Raw genomic sequence first — 22,407 nt, 5'->3', positions numbered from 1 at the left:
CCCGGACCGGTCCGTCTTCGTCCGCTTGGTAGCCGCCGGTGTCCGAGTGGGTGGAAAGGGGATTACCTTCGCCCGAACGTCGAACTATGCGCGCCTTCCTTCCGTTAAACCGGCGACACCCTCCACGAGCGAAGGCGAGCGGGCGCGATGGGCATCATCCGGCATCCGGCAGCACGGTGGTCGCTGGTATGACCGCGGACCGCTGCACCGACGAGGCAACCCGCACGCTTCTCGGGCTCTACGCGCTCGGCCGGCTCTCCGCCGCCGAACATGCGCGGACCGTCGCGCACCTCGCCGATTGCACGGCCTGCCGCGCCGAGGTCGCGGAGCTGGACCGGGTCACCTCCGCGCTCGGCCTGCTGACCGCCGATGACATCGCCGAGATCCTCGCCGAGGACGAGGACCTCCCGCACCGCCCGCCGCCCCCGCGAGCCCCGGTCTGTCACGGCGCCCGCGGCACCCGCGACCGCCGGCCCGGCCGCGCCTCCGTCGGCACGCTCGCCCGCGGCACCGCCCCCCTACCCGACCTTCCTCCCGGCGTCTGACCTGCCGATCAGCGGCACTGCCCGGCCCATTGATCCGCGGATCAGCGGCGGTGCCCGCCCGCTGATTCGCCGATCAGCACCACTCACACGCTGATCGCGACGCGAGTTCGCCGGACGCGCAACGGGTCCGCCGGTTCGGGTGTGAACCCTCGGCCCCGCACGATCGTCTACCAGGTATGGACAATCGCCCTCTGTATCTCGGTGTGGCCGCGACCTTCGCCGATCTGGTCGCCCGCGTACCCGCTGATCGCCTGTCCGGGCCCGGTCTCGGTGAGTGGTCGCTGCGCGATCTGATCGGCCACACGGTCAGCGCCGCGCTGCGCCCGATCGCCCCGGCCGAGGCGGAGCGGCCGGCCGCCGAGTCGCCGGAGGGCTACGCCGCGATCATCCGGACGGCGCCGCCCGAGATGATCGCGGCCGGGCAGGCGTCGGTGGACCGGAACGCGCGGGACTTCGGCCGGGCCCTGGGCGCTCGGCCGGAGACGGTGGTGCGCGAGCACCTCGACCGGGCCGCGGCGGCGCTGGACGCGGTCGGCGACGATCACCTGGTGGTCACGCCGATAGGCGCCATGCGGCTGGGCGACTGGCTGCCGACCCGCACGCTCGAACTCGTCGTGCACGGCTCGGACGTCGCGCAGGCCGCGGGCGTCGATGTCACGTTCGACGCCGGCGCGGTGGCCGAGTCGGCCGCGCTCGCCGCGCGGATGGCCGCGGCGATCGGCGCCGGACTACCGCTGCTCCGGGCGCTCACCGGCCGCGAGCCACTGCCGGCCGGCTTCACGACGGTGCTCTAGAGCCTGTGTCGACGTAGGGGCCGGAGCGAGGCGCGGTCCAGGTGTTGTCGGCTGGGTGTGCGGCGCGGAAGCGCTCATACCGGTGTTGTGGGCTTGTGCGACGGGCGGCCAGGCGGCGCCGGGGCCTCGCCGCAGCCCGTCTCCCCACCTCGACACAGGCTCTGAGCCGCGAGCCACTGCCGGCCGGCTTCACGACGGTGGGTCCAGCGGCGAGCCGCTCGCGCGGGTCCGAGGACGACGGTGCCCGCATCCGGCCGCCTCGGGTCGTGCCGACCCGGGCCTGACGGGCGACGGGTCCGCGACCCCCGTTAGCCGCCGCGGAACCGTCCTGCCACGCACCGGGACGCGCCGGTCGCCGCGGTGTGCCCCGCGGCCATCGGCGTCCGGGTCCAGTGGACCAGGCGGGCCGGTGTGCGGTCCGGGATTCCGTAGCAGATCGGAGGAAAGTGGGTCTTTCGGCAGGTCAGCGGGGGTCCGGAGTGCGGTGGTTCCGGAGGGTTCCGGAGAGGGTCAGGCGCCGAGGTCGGTCAGCACCACGCCGGTCACCTCGACGCGCATCGCCGGGTTCCCGCCCAGCTGGAACGTCAGCTCGCTCGTCGGGCTGGTCCGGTTGCCGGTGAACTCGTAGGAGAACGACTGCGGCTCCGGGCCCACCGTGAGGTCCTTCATCAGCGACTCCGGGTACGGCTCCTGGTTGTGCTGCACGCGTGCGCGAAGCGTGGCGCTGATGCTCGCGGACGCGGTGAAGTCCAGCCGGTAGCGATGCCCGGCCGTCACCGGCAGACAGCCCCGGATGGCCAGCAGTGCGAACGGGTCCGCGCCGATGCTCTCCGGTACGGTCGCCGCCCAGCTGTGCGTGTCGAACCGTTCCATCGTCACGATGCTCGCCTCGTTGGTCCACCAGGGGCGGGACAGCGGGCCCGGCCCCTCCGGGAGTGGCGTGTCGAGCAGGTCGCCGCCGCCCGCGGGCGCCGTGCCGGTGCACGGCGACGCCGGATCGGGCGTGCTCGCGCCGCCGCCGCCGGCCACCGGCGGTGGCGCCACCGGCCCGCCCGCCGGGCCGGAGTCCGACCGGTCGGCCAGTGCCCAGGTGAGCCCGCCCGCCGCCACGCCCAGCACCGCCACGATCGCGGCGACCAGCAGCAGCAGGCGACGCGGGCGCGGGGCCGGCCGCGGCTCGGCCGACGCGAAGCGGTTGTAACCCGGCGGCACGTCGAACCCGGGCGGCGCCTTCTCCGCGGCCGGAGCCTCCTCGGTCGCCTCCTCGGTCTCGCTCGTCTCCGGCGCGTCCGGGGCGCCCTCGGCCGTACCCTTGCGGCGTAACGATTTTTGCAGTTCGTAGACGCGGACCATGGTGTCGTGGTGGGTCCGCCACTGCGCGACCGCGGCCGTGCCCCCGCCGCAGATCTCGATGATCGGCACCACCATCCGGTCGAACGACGGCGGCGTCTTCACCGTCCCGGCCAGCACCGCGTAGACCTGCGAGTCGCTCATCGGATGCCGGCTCACCACGTACGACCGGGTCTGCCCCGACGCCCGGACGAAGGCATCCAGCTGCGCGCAGAAGTGCCGAACCGGACTTTCCTGGCTCTCCGTCATGCCGCTCCCTGCTCGCGAATATGGCCGAACGACATCGTAGAGCTACACACCTATCGATGTCCGTACCCCTCGCCGCGGTGCGCCGCCCAGCTCACGCCCGCGGCGCGCCGACCTGCCAGAGCGCGCTGACCGGCATCGCCCGCAGGCGCGGTCCGAACGGCAGCGTGGAGGTTCCGGTGTAGAGCACGATCCCGGCCACGAAGTCGTCGCCGAGTCGCTCCTCGAGGCGCCGTAGCCCGCGGAAGTCGTCGGCCCGGACCGTCGAGGCGGCCTTCACCTCGATGCCGACCACCTGGCCGCGCCGGTTCTCCAGCACGGCGTCGACCTCCACCCTGTCCTGGTCGCGGTAGTGGGACAACTCGGCGAGCTGATCCGACCAGGTCAGCTGCCGGGCCAGCTCGGAGAGGACGAACCCCTCCAGCAGCGGGCCGAACGGCGCGCCCGGCCGCAGCAGCGTGTGCGCGTCCATCGCGAGCTGCTGTGCCGCGATCCCGGAGTCCACGAAGACCATCTTCGGGGCCTGGGTGGCCCGCCGGCCGAGGTTGCGGGACCAGCCGGGGATCTGCTTGATCAGGAAGACCTCGTCGAGCAGCTGCATGTACCGGTGGATCGTCGGGCGGCTCAGCTCCAGGTCGTTCTCCAGGGCGCGGACGATCGTCGCGGACCGTGCGGCGAGCAGCCCGACCAGTCGCCGCATCTGCGGGACCCGCTCGAGGTCGGCCAGCTGCTGCACGTCGCGGTCGATCAGCGTCTGAACGTAGCTGTCCAGGAAACGGCTGCGGCGCCGGGGATCGGTGCGGGCGACGGCCTCCGGCATGCCGCCGCGGACGATGCGGGCCGCGTAGTCCGCGCGGCTGAGGCCCGACTCGTGCCGCAGCTCCGGGCCGAGCGCGAAGATCGCGTCGACGAACCGGTCCGGCGTGCCGTCGATCTCGCCCTGGGAGAACGGCCACAGCTCCACCGTTTCCATCCGGCCGGGCAGCGCGTCCGGCAGGCCGCGCAGCGCGAGCACCCGGGCCGAGCCGCTGAGCAGGAAGCGGCCGGGGGACGGATCGGCGTCGACGGAGGCCTTGATCGCCAGCAGCAGCTCCGGCACGCGCTGGATCTCGTCGATGACGATCAGGCCGGGGAACTCCACGAAACCCACCGGGTCGGCTGCCGCCGCCTCCCGATCCTGCGGCATGTCGAGGTCGCGGCGCTGTGCGGTACGGGCCCCGGCGACCACCTTGACCAGTGTGCTCTTCCCCGACTGGCGAGCGCCGTTGACCAGCACCACGCGAGTGTCCGCAAGTGCGTCGTCGATGAGCGTCTGCGCGTGTCGCACAATCAGATCAGACCTGGCCATGTCCCTCGTTTCGCGTCGCAACCTTGAGGTCCACTCTACGTCAGAGCCCCGCCGGTTTTACAGTTGCGAGCTATGGGACTTTACAGTTGCGGGCGAGGCGACTTTACAGTTGCGGGCGATGCGACTTTACGGTTGCGAGGCGCCAGGCTTTACGGTTGCGGAGTCGCCGCGGGTCGGTTCCGCCCGAGGCGGCAGCGATAGTGATCGTGCTGATCCGCCGATGTCCGGCGGAGTGGCGCCGAGCGACGATCCGGCGACGACCTGGTCAGAACAAGTCGTGGGGGTCGATCTGGATGCGGACCGGGTGTGGGGCCTTGCGGGCGCTGCGGACGCTGGCGGCCTCGTGCAGGGCCTTGGCCAGTGCGCCGGCGGCGCCGCGGCGGACGCGGACCAGCATGCGTTCGGAGTCGTTGCCGGCCGGGACCGGGCCGAGCAGCTCGGCGTCGTCCGGGAGGCGGGCTGTGTCGAGGAGGTCGGCGACCGCGTCGGGCGGGCCGGTCAGGCTGGCCATCCGGGAGGCGGGCGGGAAGCCCAGCTCGCGGCGTTCGGCCAGCTCACGGGACGCGTACCACGCGGGGTCCCAGCGCAGCAGCGCCTGCACGGCCGGGATGCCGCCGTCCGCCACGACGACCACGCGGCCGCCGGCGCGCTGTGGGCGGGCCAGCGCGGCCGCGGTCAGCCAGCGACGCAGCGCTTCCTCGGCCGCGCGCAGGTCGGCACGGGTGAGCAGCGCCCAGGTGTCCAGCAGCAGCACGGCGCCGTAACCGCCGTCCGCGACCGGTTCGGCACCGGGCGTGCAGACCACCACGGCGGGCTCGGCGGGCACCCGGAGCAGCACCTCGTCGCGGCCGGACGTGCGCACCGGCGCGCCGGGGAACGCGCGGCCCAGCTCCTCGGCGGTGCGGCGGGCACCGACGATCGAGGCGCGCAGCCGGTGGCCGCCGCACTCCGGGCAGGTCCAGCCGGCCGCGACCCGGCCGCACCAGCGGCAGCCCGGCACCGCCTGTGACGAGCGCAGCTCCAGCGGGCCCTGGCAGTGCGCGCAGCGGGCCGGCTCGCGGCAGGTCACGCACGCCACGGACGGCAGGTAACCGCGCCGCGGCACCTGCACCAGCACCGGCGCGCCCGCGCGCAGCGCCTCCCGGGCCGCCTGCCAGGCCAGGCTGGGCAGCCGGGCGGTGGCGGCGGCCGGGTCCCGGGCCAGCTGCGGGTCGTCGCCGATCGGTGCCACGTGCGGCGCGCGCGCCCGGATCGCGTCCCGGCTGCCGGTCAGCTCGTGTGCCCAGCCGGTCTCGACCAGCTGCTGCGCCTCCGCGGTCCGGGTGAAGCCGCCGGCCAGCACGGCCGCGCCGGCCAGCTGCGCGCGGGTGAGCAGCACCTCGCGCGCGTGCGGGTAGGGCGCGCGCGGCTCCGCGTGCGAGTCGTCGCCGTCGTCCCAGATCACCACCAGGCCCAGGTCGTGCACGGGTGCGAACGTGGCGGCCCGGGTGCCGATCACCACCGGCACGTCGCCGCGCAGCCCGGCCAGGAACGCCCGGTAGCGCTTCGCCGGGCCGAGCGACGCGGCCAGTGCGGCGTGCCGGCCGGGGCCGAGCGTCTCGGTCAGCGCCGCGTCCAGCCGGTCCAGGTCGCGCGCGTCCGGCACCACCGCGACCACGCCCTGACCGGCGGCGACGGTCACGGCCGCGGCCTCGGTGATCCGGCGCGGCCAGTCCTCACCGGGAATCGCCGACCACACGGCCCGCGGCGCACGCCGCTCCGCGAGCGCCTGCAGAAAACCGGCACCATGCGGGTACGCCGACCAGCCGTCCTGCGCCGCCCGCAGCACCACGCCGGTCGCCGCCGCATGTTCATCCGCTGCGGGCGGTTCTGCCCCTGCCGGCGGTTCTGCCACAGTGGGCGGTTCTGCGAGGGTCGGCTGCTCAGCCGCGGCCGTCTCGGTTGCCGGATCCGCCGCTTCTACGGTCGCGGTCCTCCCGGGCACCGCAGTGCTCTCGGGCACCGCAGTAACCGCAGTGCTCTCGGGCACCGTGGTGATCGCAGCCCTCTCCAGCGCCGCCGCATCCTCGGACGCTGTGGTGATCGCAGCCCTCTCCGGCGCCGCAGTGCTCTCGGGCGGCGCGGTGGTCGCGGTCCTCTCCGGCGCCGCAGCACCCGGAGCGGCTCCCGGCGCTGTGGTGACCGCCACCACGTCCGTCGCCGTGACCGTGGCGGGGGCGTCCTCTCCGCGTACCCCCCGGGTGATTTCGGGGTCCGGTGTTCTGGTCTTGGCCTGGGGTTCCTGCTCGGCGCGGGCGTGGCGGGACGGGACGGCGAGGCGGAGGACGTCGGCGAGGCTGCCCGCGTAACGGTCGGCGATCGCCCTGACCAGGTGGGACACCTCGTCGCTGAGCACCCGCTCGGGGGAGACCAGCTTGTCGAGGAAGCCGAGCTTGCCCTCGTGCGCCGACTCTGCCACCCGCTCCAGCAGCCAGCCGTCGACCAGCTGACCGGCGAACCGCACCCGCACCCGGGTGCCCGGCTGGGCGGTCTCGGCCAGCTCGGCCGGCACCAGGTAGTCGAACGCGCGGTCCAGGTGGGGGAGCGGCACGTCCACGCAGACGCGCGCGACCGGCAGCTCCCCGGCGGGCTCCCGAGGCGGCTTCGGCTTCGCGGCGCGGGACCGGCCCTTCGCGACCGGTGACGCGGCGGCCTTGGACGCGACCGCGCGTGCCGCCGCATTGCCCCCGGCCGCACGCGCCGCCGCACTGCCCCCGGCCGCACGCGCCGCCGCACTGCCCCCGGCCGCACGCGCCGCCGCACTGCCCCCGGCCGCGTCCACGGTCAGGGTCAGCCCGTCCAGCGACAGCTCGGCCGACTCGTCTCCCACCTCAGAATCGTTGCACGACGGTCCGACAGAAACGCGCGGGAGTGAGTTCGCCGGCGCACGGGTAAGCGAGGGCGGAAGCGATCACGGCGGATGAGGCGGGTGCACGGGTGACGATCAACGGCCGCGAGGTTCCACGGTGGGCACGGATCACACTGATCGCCGTGCTGGTGGCGGCCGTGCTGGGCATCGGCTCGGTCGCGGTGGCGCGCGGGATGGTCAACGGCTCGGTGCCGCAGACCGAGCTGCTTCAGGGCGAGGCCGCGGCCGCGAACAGCGAGACCGGCAACAGCATCGACGGGCCGGTGAACCTGCTGCTCGCCGGGCTGGACGCGCGCGAGGAGGGCTCGCCCGGCCAGACCGGCAGCGTGCTCGCCGACACGATCATCATCCTGCACGTGCCGGCCACGCACGACCGCGCGTTCCTGATCTCGATACCGCGGGACTGGCGGGTGGACATCCCGGCCTATTCCAAGACCGGCTTCACCGGCTCGACCGAGAAGATCAATTCCGCTTTCGGGTACGGATATCAGGGCGACGGCTCCGAGGTGGAGAAGCGGGCGCGCGGCATGGAGCTGCTCTCCACCACGCTGCACGAGGAGACCGGCATCCGCTTCAACGGCGCCGCGATCATCGACTTCGGCGGGTTCGGCAGCGTGGTGCACGCGCTCGGCGGCGTGGACATGTGCGTCGACGAGCGGGCCGAGTCGATCCACCTGGGCAGGGACGCGAACGGCAAGCTGGTCCAGGGGTGGTACTCCGAGGCGTACGGCATGCAGCTGCCGCCGGGCGCGACGCCGCTGGTCCACGAGGAGGGCTGCCGCCGGATGAACGCGACCGAGGCGCTCGACTACGTCCGGATCCGCAAGAGCCTCAGCGACGGCGACTACGGCCGGCAGCGCCACCAGCAGCAGCTGATCAAGGCGATCGTGGACGAGGCCACCACGAGCGGCGTGCTGACCGATCTCGGCAAACTGAACGCGCTGGTCAAGGCGGCCGGCGACACGTTCCTGCTGGACACCGGCGGCATCCCGCTGGCCGACTACGTCTTCACGTTCAAGAACCTGCGCTCCGGCGACCTCACTCTGATCAAGACGAACGCCGGCGAGGTCCGGACCGTGCAGATCGACGGCGTCGCCTACGAGGAGCTGGACGAGCGCTCGCTGTCCATGCTGGCCGCCGCGAAGACCGGCGACCTTGACGCGTTCCTCGCCGACCACCCCGAGTTCGTCGCCGAGCAGGGCGCCCCGGCCGCGCCCGCGTCCGGTGCGCCCGCTCCGAGTATGCCCGCTTCGCGCGTGCCGGAGTAGCGCGTGCCGGCGTAGGTCGTGCCGGAGTGGCTCGTGCCGGAGTAGGTCAGGTGCCGGCGCACTCGCCGGTGCCGGTGGCGCGGACCGCGTCCAGGCCGGTCCGGGCCACCGGTGCGGCCTCCGCCGCGGTGAGCGCGAAGCCGGTCTCCGGGTCCCGGGCCGAGGCCGCGAAGATCACGCCGAGCACGTCGCCGCGCGCGTCGATCAGCGGGCCGCCGGAGTTGCCGCTGCGGACCAGCGCCCGGATCGTGTAGATCTCCCGGGTGACCTCGCCGGACAGGTAGAGGTCCGGTCCGCGCTGCTGCTGCATCTGGCGGATCCGGGCCGGCTGCGCGTTGTAGGGCCCGTCGAGCGGGAAGCCGAGCACGATCGCATTCTCGCCCTGCTCACCGGTCTCCCGCGACCAGCGCATCGGCGGCGCCCCGAGTCCGGGCACGTAGATCACGGCCAGGTCCCGGTCCGGGTCGTAGACGGTCACCCGGCCGGCCAGCGTCGACGTGCCGGCCTCCACCATGACCGTGTCGGTGCCGGCCACCACGTGCGCGTTCGTCATCACGCGCTCGTTCGCGTAGACGAAGCCGGAGCCCTCCAGCCGCCGCTCGCAGCCGCCCGCGACGCCCAGCACCTTGACCACGGACTGCCGGGCCCGCTCCACCGCCGGTGCCCGCCCGAGCGCCGGGTCCGGCGCCGCGACCTGGGGCGCTCGCGTGTCGTCCAGGCCGCCGAACACCTCGGGGAAACCGCGCGTGTTCAGCGTCTGCCGCAGGCCCTGGGAGAGCACCTCGGCACCGGCCGGCATCACCCGGTCGACCGCGCCGAGCACGTAACTGCCCTGGATGGACCGGGCCAGCCACGGTATGGAGGACGACGCCAGCGGCACCGCGACCAGCCACGAGACCAGCAGCACCGCGAGGACCGAGACGACCGCGCCGCCGATCTCGTCGGCCCGCTGCCCGGCCGGGTTGACGATGCTGTACCGCACCCGGGTGGCGAACCACCCGGCCAGCATCTGCCCCCCGATCGCGGCCAGGAAGACCGTGGCCAGCGAGACCAGCACCCGCAGGCCCGGGTCCGCCAGCAGGCTCGCCATCGGTGGGCCGATCTGCAGCCCGAGCAGGGCACCGCTGAAGAAGCCGGCGAAGGACATCGTCCCCACCACGAAGCCCTGCCGGTAACCACTCGCCGCGAACAGCAGCACCAGCAGCAGGAGAACGACATCGGTCATGAGCACGGCTCAAGGGTAGGGGTACGCCCCCGGCCGCCTCTGATCGATGTCAGCCGAAGTGGCTCATCGCCTCCTCGGCGGGGATCGGTGCCACCGCGGTCTGGTCGCGGACGATGTGCCAGTCGCGGTCCGGCCTGCGCCGCCAGACGAGGGAGTTGTGGCAGCGCAGATGGGTGGTCTCGCCGTCGGCGGTGGTCAGCACCGCGATGAAGATCATGCGGCCGGCCGCGAGGTCGCCGGAGACCAGTACCTCCGGCTCCGCCTCGATCGCGTGGGCCGCGGAGCGCAGCGCCTGGAACGTCGGCCAGAACGCGTCCGCGTAGTCCTGGACCGTGCGGAACGTGCGCCGCTGCGGGTCGGCCTCGTCGAAGAGCAGCACGTCGGCGCCGAAGTCGTAGTAGCGGCCGAAGACCTCGTGGAAGTCGCGCGGCGGTGCACCCTCGATCCGGTCCCAGCCGAAGATCCACTCTCGTTGCAGCGTGGCCACGGTCTGCTCGTCCATCACGTACCTCCGATGATCTGTGGTGATCGCTACGGTAGGCAGCGCGCGGCGACGGGAGCCAGGGTGCGTCGCACCCAGGCACGTAGAGTCGGTGCATGGAGGACGTTCCGGGCCCACCGCCGGCCGCGCAGCTGCTGATCGGGCTGGCCCGGCTCGGGCAGGCGGTGCGGATGGAGGCGTGGCGCAACGCGGGCCCGCTCAACCTGACGCCGTTGCAGGCCGACATCCTGACGCTGCTGCACGGCAGCCGCAGCCCGCTGCGCCAGGGTGATCTGGTCGCCGCGCTCGCCTCGACCGCGCCCACGGTGTCGGACGCGGTGAAGGCGCTGCGCCGCAAGGAGCTGCTGGAGGCGGTGCGTGATCCGGGCGACGCACGGGTGCTGCGGCTCAGCCTGACCGGTGCGGGTCGTGCCGAGGCGGACAGGCTGACCGAGGTGTCCGAGACGCTCGGCGGTGCCGTGGCGGCGCTGCCCGAGGAGGACTTCGCGGCGCTGCTGCGCGGCACCGCCGAGCTGATGCGGGAGCTGCAGGACCGGAGGGCGATCCCGGTCTCACGGATGTGCCTGACCTGCCGGTTCTTCGTGCCGGACGCGCATCCCGCGGAGTCCGGCAAGCCGCATCACTGCAACTTCGTGGACGCGCCGTTCGGCGACGCCGAGCTGCGCGTCTCCTGCCCGGACCACGAGCCCCGCCGGTAGGTAATCCGGATCACCCTTGCGCGCCGGCGTGCGCCGCCTATAGTTGGCAGTGCCAAAAGAAAGTCGGCACTGCCAACAATTCTACGGAGGAACAGCCATGCCTCGTCTCGCCACCGTCGACCCCGCCACCGCCGAAGCCCCGGCCCGCACGCTGCTCGGCAAGGTCGAACGCGCGCTCGGCAGCACGCCGAACATGATGCGTGCGATGGCCGGCTCGCCCGCCGTGCTCGACGCGTACCTGCAGTTCAGCGGCGCGCTCTCGAAGGGCCGGCTGCCGGCCCGGGTGCAGGAGCAGATCGCGCTGGTCGCCGCGGTCGAGAACGACTGCGGCTACTGCCTGGCCGCGCACACCGTGCTCGGCGCGCGCGCCGGCGTCAGCGAGGACGACCTGGTCGCGGGCCGCAGCGGCCGGGCCTCCGAGCCCAAGGTGGAGGCCGCGCTGACGTTCGCCAAGGCCGTCATCGCCAGCAAGGGCTTCGTCACCGACGCCGACCTCGACGCGGTCCGCGAGGCCGGCTACACCGACGGCGAGATCGGCGAGATCGTCGCCGCGGTCGCGCTCAACACCTTCACCAACTACTTCAACTCGGTCGGCCAGACCGAGCTGGACTTCCCGCCGGTCCCCGGCGTCACGATCAACCACTGAGCGGGGGTACGTGGCAGGGGCCCCACCCGGGGACCCCTGCCACGAGGGGGGCTACTGCAGCCGGCCGGTGAAGGCCAGGACCAGCGTCTCGATCGCGGAGCCGGGCTCGCGCAGCACCAGGTTCCGCCCGCCGGCCGCGGCCGCGACCTTCTCCAGCGACTCCGCGTCCGCGTCCGGGCCGACCGCGATCGTGACGACCTGGACCGGCTTCTCCTTGATCTGCTCCTTGCCCAGCTTCTCGGTCAGCTGCGCAAGCGTCAGGCCGTTCGCGACCTCGTTCGCGCCGTCCGTGATGATCACGACCGAGTTCGTGCTGCCGGCCTCCCACTGCTTCTGCATGGTCTTGAACGCGTCGTAGACCGTGTCGTACAGCGGCGTGTCGCCCTCGGCCCGGAGCTTGGCGACCGACTCGGTCAGCGCCTGCGCACGCGGCACCGCACCGGCCATCGCCGGGTACGGCCCGAACGGCACCAACTCCCGGTGCGGCTCGGTACCCCGCCCGGAGAACTCCCACAGCCCGATGCTCATCGTGTGCGGCAGCAGGTTGAAGCCGGTGCCCGCGGTCTGCTGCAACAGCGCCAGCCGGTTCAGCTGGGTGCCCGGCACCGGCTCGGTCATCGACCCGGACGTGTCCAGCACCACCAGCAGGTTCACCTTTCGCTGCAGGTCCGCCCAGGCGGCCATCACCTGGCTGAGCCGCTCCGGCGTGATCGCGGCCCGGGCGGGCGGCGGCGCGGCCGGGTAGCCGCCGTCGGACGGCAGCACCGCGGTGTCCGCCACCGAGCCGTCCGGCGCCCGCAGGTAGTGCCGGGCCAGGATCGCGCGCGCCTCCGCCCCGGTCAGGTACTCCCGGATCTCCGCGATCGCGGCCCGGTCCCGCTCGGACACCCAGTCCGCGGTGATCGGCACGAACGGGAAGTCGGCCACGAACGTCTGCTGCGGGTCGTAGACCGGGGCCATCTCGCCGCCCGGGTTCGCCGCGTTGAACTCCGCGACCTCCTTCTCCAGCGCCGGGAACGCGGCCACCACCGAGTTCGGGTCGACCGCGGCCGCGGTGGTCTGCGCCGCGAAGAACACGCTCGCGTCCGGCGCGAACCCGCCGACCACGCGGCTCACCTGCAGGCCCGCGATCAGCTGCTGCTCGCCCAGCTCACCGGTGCCGGTCGGGTCCAGGATGGACAGCACGGACGCGAGCCCGGCCGTCGACGTCGCCGGGTCGGTCAGCCCGACGCGCGCGTTCGCGTACTCCGGGTGCCCGGCCTTGGCCCACACGTCCGGCTGGGACAGCGCGCCGATCACGTCCTGCCGGCCCAGCTGCTTCTGCGGCCAGCCGAGCGCACCGGCCATCGGCTTGCGCAGCGCCAGCACGGCCGGGGAGGTGGCGATGCTGGTGCCCTCGGAGCTCAGCAGCGCGGCCGCCTCCGGGCGGGAACCGGCCACGCTCAGCCAGACGCTTGCGTCCGGCACCCACACGTCTGGCTTGTCGCCGTCCCGGGCCGGATCCCAGCCGGGCCCGACCGCGGCCGCGGCCTGGCCGGACTCCTGCACGACGGTGCGCGCGGTCAGGCACGCGCCGTCGACCGTGGGACGCGTCGCGTTCCACTTCGCGACCGCCTGGTTGAGCGCCGGCTCCACGGCCGGCGAGGCGACGACGGTGACCGTCGACGAGGACATGCACCTGCCCGCCACCGACAGCATGCCCTGCTGCCACAGCACGCCGACCGTGCCGGCCACCACGGCCAGGCAGAGCAGGAGCACGAGAAGTATGCGAAGCACGGTCAGGCCCGGCCGGCGGCGACGGGCGACCACGCCGTGTGAATCCATGGATGTCTACCTTTCCCAGGTTTTGACGTGCGTACCGTATGCGCCGTCGGGCATTTCAGGTGTGCATTGTGAACAAGACGGCAACATCGGTGATTCGTGAACTCGGGCGCCCCCGTCTCCGTTGCCAGGGCGTTGCTCCGGCCCGGGCGCGCCGCCCGGGCACACCCTTGGCGCGGACGGTGGGATGACGGTGCAGAAGGTGCTGGCCGGCAGGTACGAGCTGCGATCACCGGCCGGGGTCGGCCCGCACGGCACGCTGTGGCGGGCCGGCGTGGTCGAGACCACGGAGACGCGCGCGGTGAAGGTGTTGTCCACCGAGTACGCCCGGGATGAACGGGTGGTGAACCGGCTGCTACGGGACGCGCCGGTGCTCGGCGACCGGGTGCACCCGGCCTGGGTCCCGGTCACCGAGGTGGTCGCGGAGGACGACACGGTCGCGCTCGTCACCGAGCTGATCGGCGGCGTCGACCTGCGGCGCCGGTTGTCCCGGAACGGGCCGGTGCCGGTCGCGGAGGCGCTCGTGATCGCGGCGTCGTGCGCGGACGCGCTGGCCGCGGCGCACGAGCGGGGCATCGCGCACGGCGGCCTCAAACCGAGCAACGTGCTGCTGACCGAAACCGGAGAGGTACGGATCACCGACGCCCGGATCGGCTGGCTCACCCGGCGCACGGCCGGTCAGCGTGCGCCCGGACCGGCGGACGACGTGCAGCAGCTCGGCGTGCTGCTGCACGAGATGGTCACCGGCCGGCCGCCGGCCATGGACCCGGACGCCTCCGGCTCACTCCCGTCGCCACCGAGCGGCGTGACCGCGCTGGTCCAGGCCTGCCTGACCACACAGTCCCCGAACCGGCCGACGGCCCGGGAACTGGCCGGTCGCCTCCGCGCCCTCACAGGCGGTCCGGGGAAGCCGCAGGCCGCGACCGGGGGACAGCCGTCGGCTCCGTCGCCTCTTCGTGACACGGTGCAGCCGCCGCTTTCTGGCGTGGGGCAGCCGCCGCTCCCTGGCGTGGGACAATCGCCGATCTCGGGCGAGGGGCAGCTGCCGCCGGAGCGTGGAGGACAGCGGTCGGCTGCGGCCGAGGGACAGCGGTCGGCTGCGGCCGAGGGACAGCGGCCGGCTGCGGGTGAGGGACAGCGGTCGGCTGCGGCCGAGGGACAGCGGCCGGCTGCGGGTGAGGGACAGCGGTCGGCTGCGGCCGAGGGACAGCGGCCGGCCGGGGGTGAGGGACAGCGGCCCCCGGCGGCCGGTGCGCAACAGTCGCCGCCCGCGACCGGGTACACCGGGCGACGGCGAGCGGAACCACACGAGCCGGAGCCGGAGCCGCGGGGTGGCCGGCCGGATTCGGGCGGCACGCCGCCGGCGCGGACCTCGCCGTTCAGTAGCGGCGGGGTGCCCACCTGGAACTCGCCGACCAGTAGCGGGAGCGGCCGGCGGCTGCAGACGGCGATGCTGCTGCGGGGCCTGCCGATGCCGCGGCCCGCCGACCGGCCGCCGGTGCAACCCCCGGAGGGGGCGGCCGGAGCCTCCGGCGCCACGCCGACGGCCGGAGATCCGCCGACGTTCGCGGAACCCGGCACCACGCCGGGCCGGGCAGCGTCCAGCGGACCGGTGCGGCCCGCCGCGGAACCACGGGTGTCTCAGGGCTCACCGGCCAGCGCTGAGCCGCAGGCCCCAGCCGACAGGCCGGCCGACATCGCTTCCGTGAATCCGCCGACGCCGGCCGGCCGGCCGGTACCGGCGGATCCGAGAGGGCCCGCGACGCCGCGCGCTCAAAGCGATGCATCCGTCCCGGCGGGTCCGCCGGCGTCCGAGGGCCGGCGCATTCCGGTTGATACGCGCAAACCGGGCGATTCAGCCACCCCGCGCGACTCGCCAGTGCCCGCAGGCCGTGAATCACCCGCGAGCCCCGCGGATGCGGCCGACCCAGCGAGTACGCCGGAGGTTACGAGCCCGCCGGTTTCCGCAAGCCTGCGGATTCCTGCGAGTTCGCAGGCTTCCGGGAGTTCGCAGGCTTCCGGAGGTTCGCAGGCGCCAGCGACTTCACGGAACCTCACGAATCCGCATGTGGAAGGACTTCCGCCTGTCCCGGCGGAGGCGCAGGACGCGGCGATGCCGTCGGCTGCGGAGACGACGCCGCCCATCTCCGACGTCCCGCGGTCTGCGGAGGGCGTCCCGGTCGGCAAGGACTCACCAGCGCCCGCGAGCGCGCAGGATTCCCGGCAGATCCCGGCCGCTCAGGATCCGCGGGTCCGCGAGGGCCGCGAGGGCGAGGCCGCCGCCGGTGAGCCGCCGGCTTCCAGTCTGCCCGGTCGTGCGGCTTCGCCGGTTTCTGGTCTGCCTGGGCGCGTGGGCTCGCCGGATTCCGGTCTGCCTGGTCGTGCGGGCTCCCCGGGCTCTGATCTGCCTGGTCGTGCGGGATCTCCGGGTTCTGGTCTGCCTGGGCGCGTGGGCTCGCCGGATTCTGATCTGCCTGGTCGTGCCGGATCTCCGGATTCCGGTCTGCCTGGTCGTGCGGGATCGCCGGATTCTGGTCTGCCTGGTCGTGCGGGATCGCCGGGCTCCAGCCTGCCCGGCCGTGCGGGATCGCCGGGCTCCGGCCTGCCTGGCCCTGCGGCTGCGCCGGATTCCGGCGTGCCCGGTCGCGCGGCTTCGGCGGCCCCCGGTCGTGCGGCTCCGTCGTCCTCGCAGGAATCGCCGGCCGCTCGTCCTCGCAGGACTCCCGAGAATCGATGGGTGCCGGCGCAGACTCCGCCGCCCGCTACGAACCCCGTCGCCCCTGGCCGGACCCCGGCGGCCGGAAAGCCCTCGATTCCGGTCCCCCCGGCGCCGCGCGCTCATCCACCGGCGCGGCGCACCGGTCCCGCCGGCGCGGATCGGCCCGCCGCCGAGACCCGGCTCAGCCCGCCGGCCCGGCCCTTACCGCCGATCGAGCCACCTCCGTCCCGGCCGCAGCCGGCCGCGGGGCCCGGAACGTCCGGGGCCTGGCGGGCGATCGAGGCGCCGAAACCGCAGATCGCCGGGCCGACCTGGACGCCGGATGCCCCTGCCGGGCCGGGCCGCGACGGGCCGGCCGGTGGCGGGAAGCCCATGGACGCCCGCCCCGCCCCCGCGGAGCGGCCGCCGGCCCGGCCGCGGCGGCAGCAGACGGTCGCGACCGCCGGGATCCTGGCGACCGCGGTCGCGACCGGTGCGGTGCTGCTCGCGGTCACGTACTCGACCGGTGGCGGTCCCGGGCAGGACGCCGGCCCTCGGCCGCCCGCGGGCAGCGTGACCGCGTCGAACTCGGCGCCGCTGCCCAGCGGTCAGGTGTCGGAGTTGAGCAGCGAGGGTGCGAAGCTGTTCGTGCCGTACTTCTTCACCACGCTGGACCACGCGCTGCGCACCGGTGACACGTCCGCGCTGACGGCCGCGAGCGATCCGGCCTGTACCGCGTGCGCGGCCGCGGTCGCGGCGATCTCCGACGCGTACCGCGACGGGGGTGCGATCCGGGACGCCGGTTATGTGGTGCGAAGCGTCAACCCGGACAGCTTCTTCACGCTGGACCGACCGATCCTGCGCGTGGTCGTCGACCGCAGCCCCGGCACCGTGCTCGGCCCGGACGGCCGGCCGGGCCGCGCGCTGCCCCGGCTCACGTTCCTGTCCTGCCAGGTCGCGCTGTCCCGGTCCAGGGACACCTGGGTCGTCAGCGACCTGCAGACCACCGCCCCGCTCGCCTGACCACTTGAAAAGCAAGGATAAAAGCGACATGACGGAAACAGCAGGTCCGCGTCTCGCCCGCTGGGTCGGCCCCGCGAACGCGGTGCTCGGCCTCGCCGATCCGGTTCTGCGGGCCTCGTCCCGGTTCCCGGTGCTACAGCGCGCCGCCGGCCTGCGCACCACCGACGAGGACGCCGCCTTCCTGGACGGCCTGCGCGTGCTCCACGAGCACATCCAGGCCGCGGACCTGACGCCGATGGGCCGGATCGCGATGCGCATGGAGGTCGGCCGCCGCCTGGCGAACCGCCGGCGCGTGCGCGAGGTGCTCCGGACCCGGCCGGAGATCGCGGCGGCGCCGGTGCCGCGCCCGGTCTTCGTCACCGGACTGCCGCGCACCGGGACGTCGCTGCTGCACGGCCTGCTCGGGCACCGTACCGGCGCACGGGCTCCGATGTTCTGGGAACTGCTGCACCCGGCCGCGCGTGGCGCCGAGGCGGCCGGCCGCCGGTTCTCGGCCCGGATGCTGGCCGGGCTCTACTACGCGATGATGCCCGCGATGCGCACCATCCATCCGCTCGCCGCGACCGAGCCGGAGGAGTGCGTGTTCCTGCTGCCGCACAACGGCGTCCACCTGACCCGGGTGCCGATGCCCGGCTACCGCGACTGGTACGACGCGCACGACTTCACGCCCGACTACGCCTACCTCCGGCAGCAGCTCCAGGTGCTGCAACGGGACGAGACGCCGCGGTGGGTGCTCAAGTCGCCCTGCCACCTCGGCCACCTCGACGCGCTGCTGACCGCCTTCCCGGACGCGGTGATCGTCACGACCCGGCGTGACCCCGCGGTCGCGCTCGCGTCCTGGTGCAGCTTCTGCGAGGCCACGCTGCGCATGCACAACCACCGCGTCGACCTCGCCGAGATCGGCCGCACCTGGCTGGACTACTGGACCCGGGCCGCGGACCGGGCCGGCACCGTCCGGGCGGCCACCGGCGCGCACATGGTCGACGTCGACTACGACGACCTGGTCGCCGACCCGGCCGGCACCGCGGCCGCGATCTGGGAGCGGGCCGGCGCTCCGCTGACCGCGGCGGACCGGGACGCGCTCACCGCGTTCGCCGGCCGGGACCGCCGCCGCGCCCCCGGCACGCACCGCTACACGCTGGAGCGCTACGGCCTGGACGAGGAGAAGGTCCGCGCAGCCTTCGCCGGTACGAGCCTGGCCGGTTGACGGTCCGTGGGTCGGGGCGTGAGCACGCCTCGACCCACGGGCACCGTTACGCGCGGTAGAGCGCGATCGCGTCCTGGCTCGGGACGGTCGCGGTGAAGCGGCCGGACGAGTCGACCGTGTACGCCGTGCCGGTGCAGCCGCCGCCCGCGGTGCGCTCGCCGTGCTGGACGTCGCAGTACGTACCCGCGGGCAGTGCGGTCTGGAACGTGCGGGTCAGCGCGGCCGCCTCGTGGTTGATCGCCACGTAGGCCCGGTCGCCGCGGCCGAACGCGACCTGGTCGCCGCCGTTGTCCCACCAGTTCGTGACCGCGGTGTCGCCGGCCGCGTTGCGGAAGCCGACCATGTTCTCGATCTGCGGCCACGCGTGCTGGCACTTCCACCCGTCCGCCCAGCAGGCGTTGACGGTGCCGCCGTTCGGCGGGCCCGCGTCCCTGTTGCTCCACTCGTAGCCGGAGTTGACGTCCGGCGAGCCGTACGGCCAGGCCAGCATGAACACGTTCGCCAGCGTGTAGTCCGCGCCGCTCTTGTAGTTGAGCGTGTCGCCGACCCGCTCGGTGTCGTGGTTGTCGACGAACACCGCGGACCGGCCGGACTCCAGGTAACCCCAGCCCTCGCCGAAGTTCTTCAGGTAGGCCAGGTGCTCGCTCTGGAACACGCGCTTGAGGTCGCGGGCGTACCGGAACTCCTGCACGTCGCCGGTGCCGAGGTATTCAGCCGGGGAGACCGCCTCGCCGCCACCGATGATCGCCTCCTGCTTCCAGTACGCGCCCGGGTTCGCCATCTTGGCCTTGATCGCGGCGAGGTCCACCGCGGCCATGTGCTTGGCCGCGTCGATCCGGTAGCCGTCGACGCCGAGCGAGGCCAGGTCGTCGAGGTAGGCGGCGATCCGCCCGCGCACGTAGTCCGTGCCGGTGTGCAGGTCGGAGAGGTTCTCCAGCTCGCAGTCCTGCACGTTGCCGCGGTTGGTGTAGTCATTGATCTTCGTACGGCAGGTGTGGAAGTCCCAGTCCTGGTAGGTCCCGGGGTAGGTGTACTTCGAGAAGACCGTGCCGCCGGTCCCGATGCCGCTGCCGTTCGCGCTCATGTGGTTGATCACCGAGTCGGCGATCACCTTCACGCCGGCCGCGTGGCAGGTGTCGATCATGGCCTTGAACTGCGCGCGGTCGCCCAGCCGGCCGGCGATGCGGTAGCTCACCGGCTGGTACGACGTCCACCACGCCTCGCCCTGGATGTGCTCCTGCGGCGGGCTGACCTGGACGAAGCCGTACCCGGCCGGGCCGAGGCGGTCGGTGCACTCGCGCGCGATCGAGTCGAACCGCCACTCGAACATCACGGCGGTGACGTCCCGGTCGCCGGGCGGCGCCGCGTTCGCGTCCGGCCCGGTCGCGACCGACCCGATCGCGAACGCGCCGCCACCGGCCACGAGGACGGCAGCGGCTATCGCGGCGGAGAGCCGGCGGCGTTTACGGACAGTGCTCACGTCGTACCCCCGATTGGGTTTGCTGGTTCGGGTCTTCGGGAGCATAGGCGCAGCCGAAACCCATCTCGACATCGGGAATCATCGATCCAGAGTGGACGGAGTCGTGGCCGGGCCGCGGCCGGCCGGTGATCCAGGCGTCGTTGCAGTCGTTGGAACGACGTGAATGACGCCTGGATCACGGATGTTCACCCGGCGGTCTTGAGGATCGCGGCGGCCACCTCGTCCGGGTGCGTGATCAGCGTCTCGTGGCCGCCCGGCACCAGGATCGGCTCGACGCCGAGCCGGGCGGCGAACTCCGCGCCCGGCCGGGCCAGCGCGATGTCGTCCTCGGCCAGCACGTAGCGGGCCGGCACCGGCAGCACGGCCTCGTCCAGCGAGTCCAGGAAGTACGCGCCCGGGTGCGGCACCAGCAGCTCCGCGACCAGACGCTGCACCGGCTCCGGCTCGCCCGGCAGCAGCACGGACTGCACCGAGCCGAGGTCGATCGGCACGGTCCCGCCGGACTGGATCATCCCGCGCACGAACGCGCCCATCTCCGGCGCCAGCTCGTCCGCCTGGGACACCCCGGCCCGCGGCACGACCGCGCTGACGTAGACCACCTCCGCGACCCGGTCCGGCACCCGCAGCGCCGCACCGGTCGCCGGGTAGCCGCCCCAGCTGTGCGCGACCAGCACCACGTCGCGCAGGCCGAGCCGGGTGATCGTGTCCGCGGTGAAAGCGACCGCGTCCGCCAGCGTCACGCCGGAGGGATCGCCGTCCACGCCCGGCATGGTCAGCGGCAGCGCGCGGTGGCCGGCCTCACGCAGTCGGCGGGCGACCGGCTGCCACACCCACGCGCCGTGCCAGGCGCCGGGGATCAGCACATAGTTCATCTGAGTCACGCAGACGATCTTGGCTTTCGCTCCCGGCGCCGGACAGTGCTATGAATCGCAGATGACGATCCGTTTGTCGCAGGTCGCCGTGCTGGTCGAGGAGCAGGCCAGCGCGTTCGAGGTCGGCGCGATCACCGAGATGCTCGGCCCGCCGCACTACGACGTGACGATCTGCGCCCCCGCGGCCGGCGTCGAGATGCGTGGCGGCCTGCTGGCCCCGGCCGCCGGTGGACTCGACACACTGTCCGGCGCCGGCACCGTCGTGATCCCGGACCGCCCGCTGACCACGGTCTCCGCCGAGCCGGTCACGTCCGCGCTGCGCGCCGCGCACGCCCGTGGCGCCCGGATGATCGCGTTCGGCGGCGGCGTGTTCACGCTGGCCGCGGCCGGTGTGCTGGACGGCCGCCGCGCCACCACGCACCGGGAGCTGGCCCACACCCTTCAAGAACGTTTCCCGGGGGTACGGGTGGAAGCCGACCCGCTGTTCGTCGACGACGGTGACGTGCTCACCGCGGCCGGCAGCGCGGCCGCGCTCGACCTCGGCCTGCACGTGATCCGCACCGACCACGGCGCCGAGGTCTGCTGTGCCGTGGCGAAGCGGCTCGCGTTCCCGGTGCACCGCGACGGCTTCCAGTCCCAGTCCGTCGACCGTGCACTGCCGGCGATCCGCGACGAGTCCGTGACCCCGCTGCTGACCTGGGCGCAGTCCCGCCTGCACGAGCCGGTCGGCGTGGCCGAGCTGGCCGCCGCGGCCGGCATCAGCGTCGCCACGCTGCACCGCCGGTTCGCCGCGCAGGTCGGCGTGACGCCGCTGGCCTGGCTCACCCGTGGCCGGCTGCTGATCGCGTGCCGTCTGCTGGAGCGCGGCGAGACCCGCATCGAGGTCGTCGCCCGGCGCAGCGGCCTCGGCACCGCGTCCCACCTGCGCGTCGTCATGCGCCGGGAGCTGGGCCTGACGCCGACGGAATATCAGCGGCGGTACGCCGCCGTAACAACCGGGCGCTAGCTTCAGGGGCTGATGTGACGCGGATCGAGGGTGACGGGCTGAGAACGCATGCGGATTCTGCTGGTGGAGGACGACTTCCGGGTCGCCGCGGCGATGATCTCGATGCTGCAGCGCGGCGGTTACCGGATCGAGCACGCCGCGACCGTCGCCGCCGCGCTCTCCGCCGCCCCCTGTGACCTGGTGCTGCTCGACCTGAACCTGCCCGACGGGGACGGCGTCGACGTGTGCCGCGCGCTGCGCGCCCGCGACCCGGACCTGTGCATCATCGCGGTCACCGCGCGCGGCGAGGAGCGCGACCGGGTGGTCGGGCTGCGGATGGGCGCGGACGACTACGTGGTGAAGCCGTTCTCCATGGCCGAGTTGCAGGCCCGGATCGAGGCACTGCTGCGCCGCACCACGCGCACGCGCCGGTCCGCGGCCGAGACCGTGGAGGTCGGGCCGCTGCGCATCGACTACGCGGCGCGGACCGTGCAGGTCGACGGCCGCGCGGTCACGCTGACCCGCAAGGAGTTCGACATCCTGGCCTCGCTGGCCCGGCAGCCCGGCGTGGTGCTCAGCGGCGAGCGGCTGCTGCTCGACGTGTGGCAGACCACCTGGTCCGGCAAGCACACGCTGCAGGTGCACGTGGGCTCGCTGCGGGCCAAGCTCGGCCGCGCCGACCTCGTGCAGAACGTCCGCGGCGTGGGATACCGTCTCTGCGTCGACTGACCGGGCGGTCGACACGGGGCGGTCGGCAGCGGTCGGCCGGCACTGGGTGGCCGGCACTGGGT

18 protein-coding genes and 1 pseudogene are annotated in these 22,407 nt (G+C 73.6%); 10 read left to right on the top strand and 9 right to left on the bottom strand.

All coding sequences use genetic code 11. The features are described from left to right. Nucleotides 1–188 precede the first annotated feature (188 nt). Both J2S43_RS22840 and J2S43_RS22835 read left to right on the top strand, forming a co-directional pair. Complete coding sequence (locus J2S43_RS22840; protein ID WP_306832406.1) at nt 189–545, top strand: anti-sigma factor family protein; 357 nt, start codon at nt 189–191, stop codon at nt 543–545. Between the two features lie 176 nt (nt 546–721). Continuing rightward, complete coding sequence (locus tag J2S43_RS22835) at nt 722–1,339, top strand: maleylpyruvate isomerase N-terminal domain-containing protein (RefSeq protein WP_306832404.1); 618 nt, start codon at nt 722–724, stop codon at nt 1,337–1,339. 510 nt (nt 1,340–1,849) lie between these two features. Here J2S43_RS22835 and J2S43_RS22830 read toward each other — a convergent pair. The 3 genes from J2S43_RS22830 to J2S43_RS22820 form a co-directional block, all read right to left on the bottom strand. Next, a complete protein-coding gene (locus J2S43_RS22830) occupies nt 1,850–2,938 on the bottom strand; it encodes a hypothetical protein (protein ID WP_306832401.1) in 1,089 nt (362 codons plus the stop codon). Between the two features lie 91 nt (nt 2,939–3,029). After that, nucleotides 3,030–4,283, bottom strand: coding sequence for an ATP-binding protein (locus tag J2S43_RS22825; protein WP_306832398.1), 1,254 nt, complete (start codon nt 4,281–4,283; stop codon nt 3,030–3,032). A gap of 265 nt (nt 4,284–4,548) precedes the next feature. Continuing rightward, nucleotides 4,549–6,879, bottom strand: coding sequence for a primosomal protein N' (locus tag J2S43_RS22820; RefSeq protein WP_306839399.1), 2,331 nt, complete (start codon nt 6,877–6,879; stop codon nt 4,549–4,551). 380 nt (nt 6,880–7,259) lie between these two features. Here J2S43_RS22820 and J2S43_RS22815 point away from each other — a divergent pair, with 380 nt between their 5' ends. Continuing rightward, the gene (locus tag J2S43_RS22815; RefSeq protein WP_306832396.1) at nt 7,260–8,459 is read left to right on the top strand and encodes an LCP family protein; all 1,200 of its coding nucleotides are present in this window, start codon (nt 7,260–7,262) and stop codon (nt 8,457–8,459) included. 46 nt (nt 8,460–8,505) lie between these two features. Here J2S43_RS22815 and J2S43_RS22810 read toward each other — a convergent pair whose 3' ends face one another. Beyond that, nucleotides 8,506–9,690 (bottom strand): MarP family serine protease, encoded by a 1,185-nt coding sequence (locus tag J2S43_RS22810; RefSeq protein ID WP_306832393.1) that lies wholly within the window; start codon nt 9,688–9,690, stop codon nt 8,506–8,508. A 43-nt stretch (nt 9,691–9,733) separates the two neighbouring features. Next, nucleotides 9,734–10,186, bottom strand: coding sequence for a YybH family protein (locus J2S43_RS22805; protein ID WP_306832391.1), 453 nt, complete (start codon nt 10,184–10,186; stop codon nt 9,734–9,736). 95 nt (nt 10,187–10,281) lie between these two features. On the opposite strand from J2S43_RS22805, the gene J2S43_RS22800 reads away from it, so the two are divergent. Continuing rightward, nucleotides 10,282–10,884: a MarR family winged helix-turn-helix transcriptional regulator gene (locus tag J2S43_RS22800; RefSeq protein WP_306832389.1), complete on the top strand. Its 603-nt coding sequence runs from the start codon at nt 10,282–10,284 to the stop codon at nt 10,882–10,884. A gap of 97 nt (nt 10,885–10,981) precedes the next feature. Then, a complete protein-coding gene (locus J2S43_RS22795) occupies nt 10,982–11,530 on the top strand; it encodes a carboxymuconolactone decarboxylase family protein (RefSeq protein WP_306832386.1) in 549 nt (182 codons plus the stop codon). 51 nt (nt 11,531–11,581) lie between these two features. Here J2S43_RS22795 and J2S43_RS22790 read toward each other — a convergent pair whose 3' ends face one another. Beyond that, nucleotides 11,582–13,354 carry a VWA domain-containing protein gene (locus J2S43_RS22790; protein WP_306832385.1) on the bottom strand — a complete coding sequence of 591 codons (1,773 nt, stop codon included), beginning with the start codon at nt 13,352–13,354 and terminating at the stop codon, nt 11,582–11,584. A gap of 184 nt (nt 13,355–13,538) precedes the next feature. On the opposite strand from J2S43_RS22790, the pseudogene J2S43_RS42275 reads away from it, so the two are divergent. Next, nucleotides 13,539–13,937 (top strand): annotated as a pseudogene (locus J2S43_RS42275) (protein kinase domain-containing protein); the annotation flags it as partial. Between the two features lie 2,252 nt (nt 13,938–16,189). Here the strand turns inward: J2S43_RS42275 and J2S43_RS22780 are convergent. Then, nucleotides 16,190–16,444, bottom strand: a complete 255-nt coding sequence (locus tag J2S43_RS22780) for a hypothetical protein (protein WP_306832380.1) — start codon at nt 16,442–16,444, stop codon at nt 16,190–16,192. Here J2S43_RS22780 and J2S43_RS22775 point away from each other — a divergent pair. Together J2S43_RS22775 and J2S43_RS22770 are read left to right on the top strand one after the other, a co-directional pair. Continuing rightward, on the top strand, nt 16,443–17,072 hold the full coding sequence (locus J2S43_RS22775) for a DUF6318 family protein (RefSeq protein WP_306832378.1): 630 nt from the start codon (nt 16,443–16,445) through the stop codon (nt 17,070–17,072). The two genes, J2S43_RS22780 and J2S43_RS22775, sit on opposite strands and share 2 nt — an antisense overlap. Nucleotides 17,073–17,100: 28 nt before the next feature. Beyond that, on the top strand, nt 17,101–18,279 hold the full coding sequence (locus J2S43_RS22770; protein ID WP_306832376.1) for a sulfotransferase family protein: 1,179 nt from the start codon (nt 17,101–17,103) through the stop codon (nt 18,277–18,279). Nucleotides 18,280–18,325: 46 nt separating this feature from the next. Here the strand turns inward: J2S43_RS22770 and J2S43_RS22765 are convergent, their stop codons facing one another. After that, entirely contained in the window at nt 18,326–19,759 is a 1,434-nt protein-coding gene (locus J2S43_RS22765; protein ID WP_306832374.1) for an alpha-amylase, read from the bottom strand. Nucleotides 19,760–19,944: 185 nt separating this feature from the next. Further along, complete coding sequence (locus J2S43_RS22760; RefSeq protein WP_306839397.1) at nt 19,945–20,631, bottom strand: alpha/beta fold hydrolase; 687 nt, start codon at nt 20,629–20,631, stop codon at nt 19,945–19,947. A gap of 61 nt (nt 20,632–20,692) precedes the next feature. Here J2S43_RS22760 and J2S43_RS22755 point away from each other — a divergent pair, with 61 nt between their 5' ends. Beyond that, nucleotides 20,693–21,637, top strand: a complete 945-nt coding sequence (locus J2S43_RS22755) for a GlxA family transcriptional regulator (protein ID WP_306832372.1) — start codon at nt 20,693–20,695, stop codon at nt 21,635–21,637. 48 nt (nt 21,638–21,685) lie between these two features. Further along, a complete protein-coding gene (locus tag J2S43_RS22750; protein WP_306832370.1) occupies nt 21,686–22,345 on the top strand; it encodes a response regulator transcription factor in 660 nt (219 codons plus the stop codon). Nucleotides 22,346–22,407: the final 62 nt, after the last annotated feature.

The sequence above is a fragment of the Catenuloplanes nepalensis genome (assembly GCF_030811575.1).
Lineage (GTDB): Bacteria > Actinomycetota > Actinomycetes > Mycobacteriales > Micromonosporaceae > Catenuloplanes > Catenuloplanes nepalensis.
The sequence above is the reverse complement of the archived record's forward strand: the minus strand, read 5'-3'. Positions and strand labels throughout refer to the sequence as shown.

What these genes read in the sequence shown, in the direction of transcription:
- J2S43_RS22840 (WP_306832406.1), top strand. Translation starts at nt 189, where the DNA reads ATGACCGCGGACCGCTGCACCGACGAGGCAACCCGCACGCTTCTCGGG.
- J2S43_RS22835 (WP_306832404.1), top strand. Translation starts at nt 722, where the DNA reads ATGGACAATCGCCCTCTGTATCTCGGTGTGGCCGCGACCTTCGCCGAT.
- J2S43_RS22830 (WP_306832401.1), bottom strand. Translation starts at nt 2,938, where the DNA reads ATGACGGAGAGCCAGGAAAGTCCGGTTCGGCACTTCTGCGCGCAGCTG.
- J2S43_RS22825 (WP_306832398.1), bottom strand. Translation starts at nt 4,283, where the DNA reads ATGGCCAGGTCTGATCTGATTGTGCGACACGCGCAGACGCTCATCGAC.
- J2S43_RS22805 (WP_306832391.1), bottom strand. Translation starts at nt 10,186, where the DNA reads ATGGACGAGCAGACCGTGGCCACGCTGCAACGAGAGTGGATCTTCGGC.
- J2S43_RS22800 (WP_306832389.1), top strand. Translation starts at nt 10,282, where the DNA reads ATGGAGGACGTTCCGGGCCCACCGCCGGCCGCGCAGCTGCTGATCGGG.
- J2S43_RS22795 (WP_306832386.1), top strand. Translation starts at nt 10,982, where the DNA reads ATGCCTCGTCTCGCCACCGTCGACCCCGCCACCGCCGAAGCCCCGGCC.
- J2S43_RS22790 (WP_306832385.1), bottom strand. Translation starts at nt 13,354, where the DNA reads ATGGATTCACACGGCGTGGTCGCCCGTCGCCGCCGGCCGGGCCTGACC.
- J2S43_RS22775 (WP_306832378.1), top strand. Translation starts at nt 16,443, where the DNA reads ATGGACGCCCGCCCCGCCCCCGCGGAGCGGCCGCCGGCCCGGCCGCGG.
- J2S43_RS22780 (WP_306832380.1), bottom strand. Translation starts at nt 16,444, where the DNA reads ATGGGCTTCCCGCCACCGGCCGGCCCGTCGCGGCCCGGCCCGGCAGGG.
- J2S43_RS22770 (WP_306832376.1), top strand. Translation starts at nt 17,101, where the DNA reads ATGACGGAAACAGCAGGTCCGCGTCTCGCCCGCTGGGTCGGCCCCGCG.
- J2S43_RS22760 (WP_306839397.1), bottom strand. Translation starts at nt 20,631, where the DNA reads ATGAACTATGTGCTGATCCCCGGCGCCTGGCACGGCGCGTGGGTGTGG.
- J2S43_RS22755 (WP_306832372.1), top strand. Translation starts at nt 20,693, where the DNA reads ATGACGATCCGTTTGTCGCAGGTCGCCGTGCTGGTCGAGGAGCAGGCC.
- J2S43_RS22750 (WP_306832370.1), top strand. Translation starts at nt 21,686, where the DNA reads ATGCGGATTCTGCTGGTGGAGGACGACTTCCGGGTCGCCGCGGCGATG.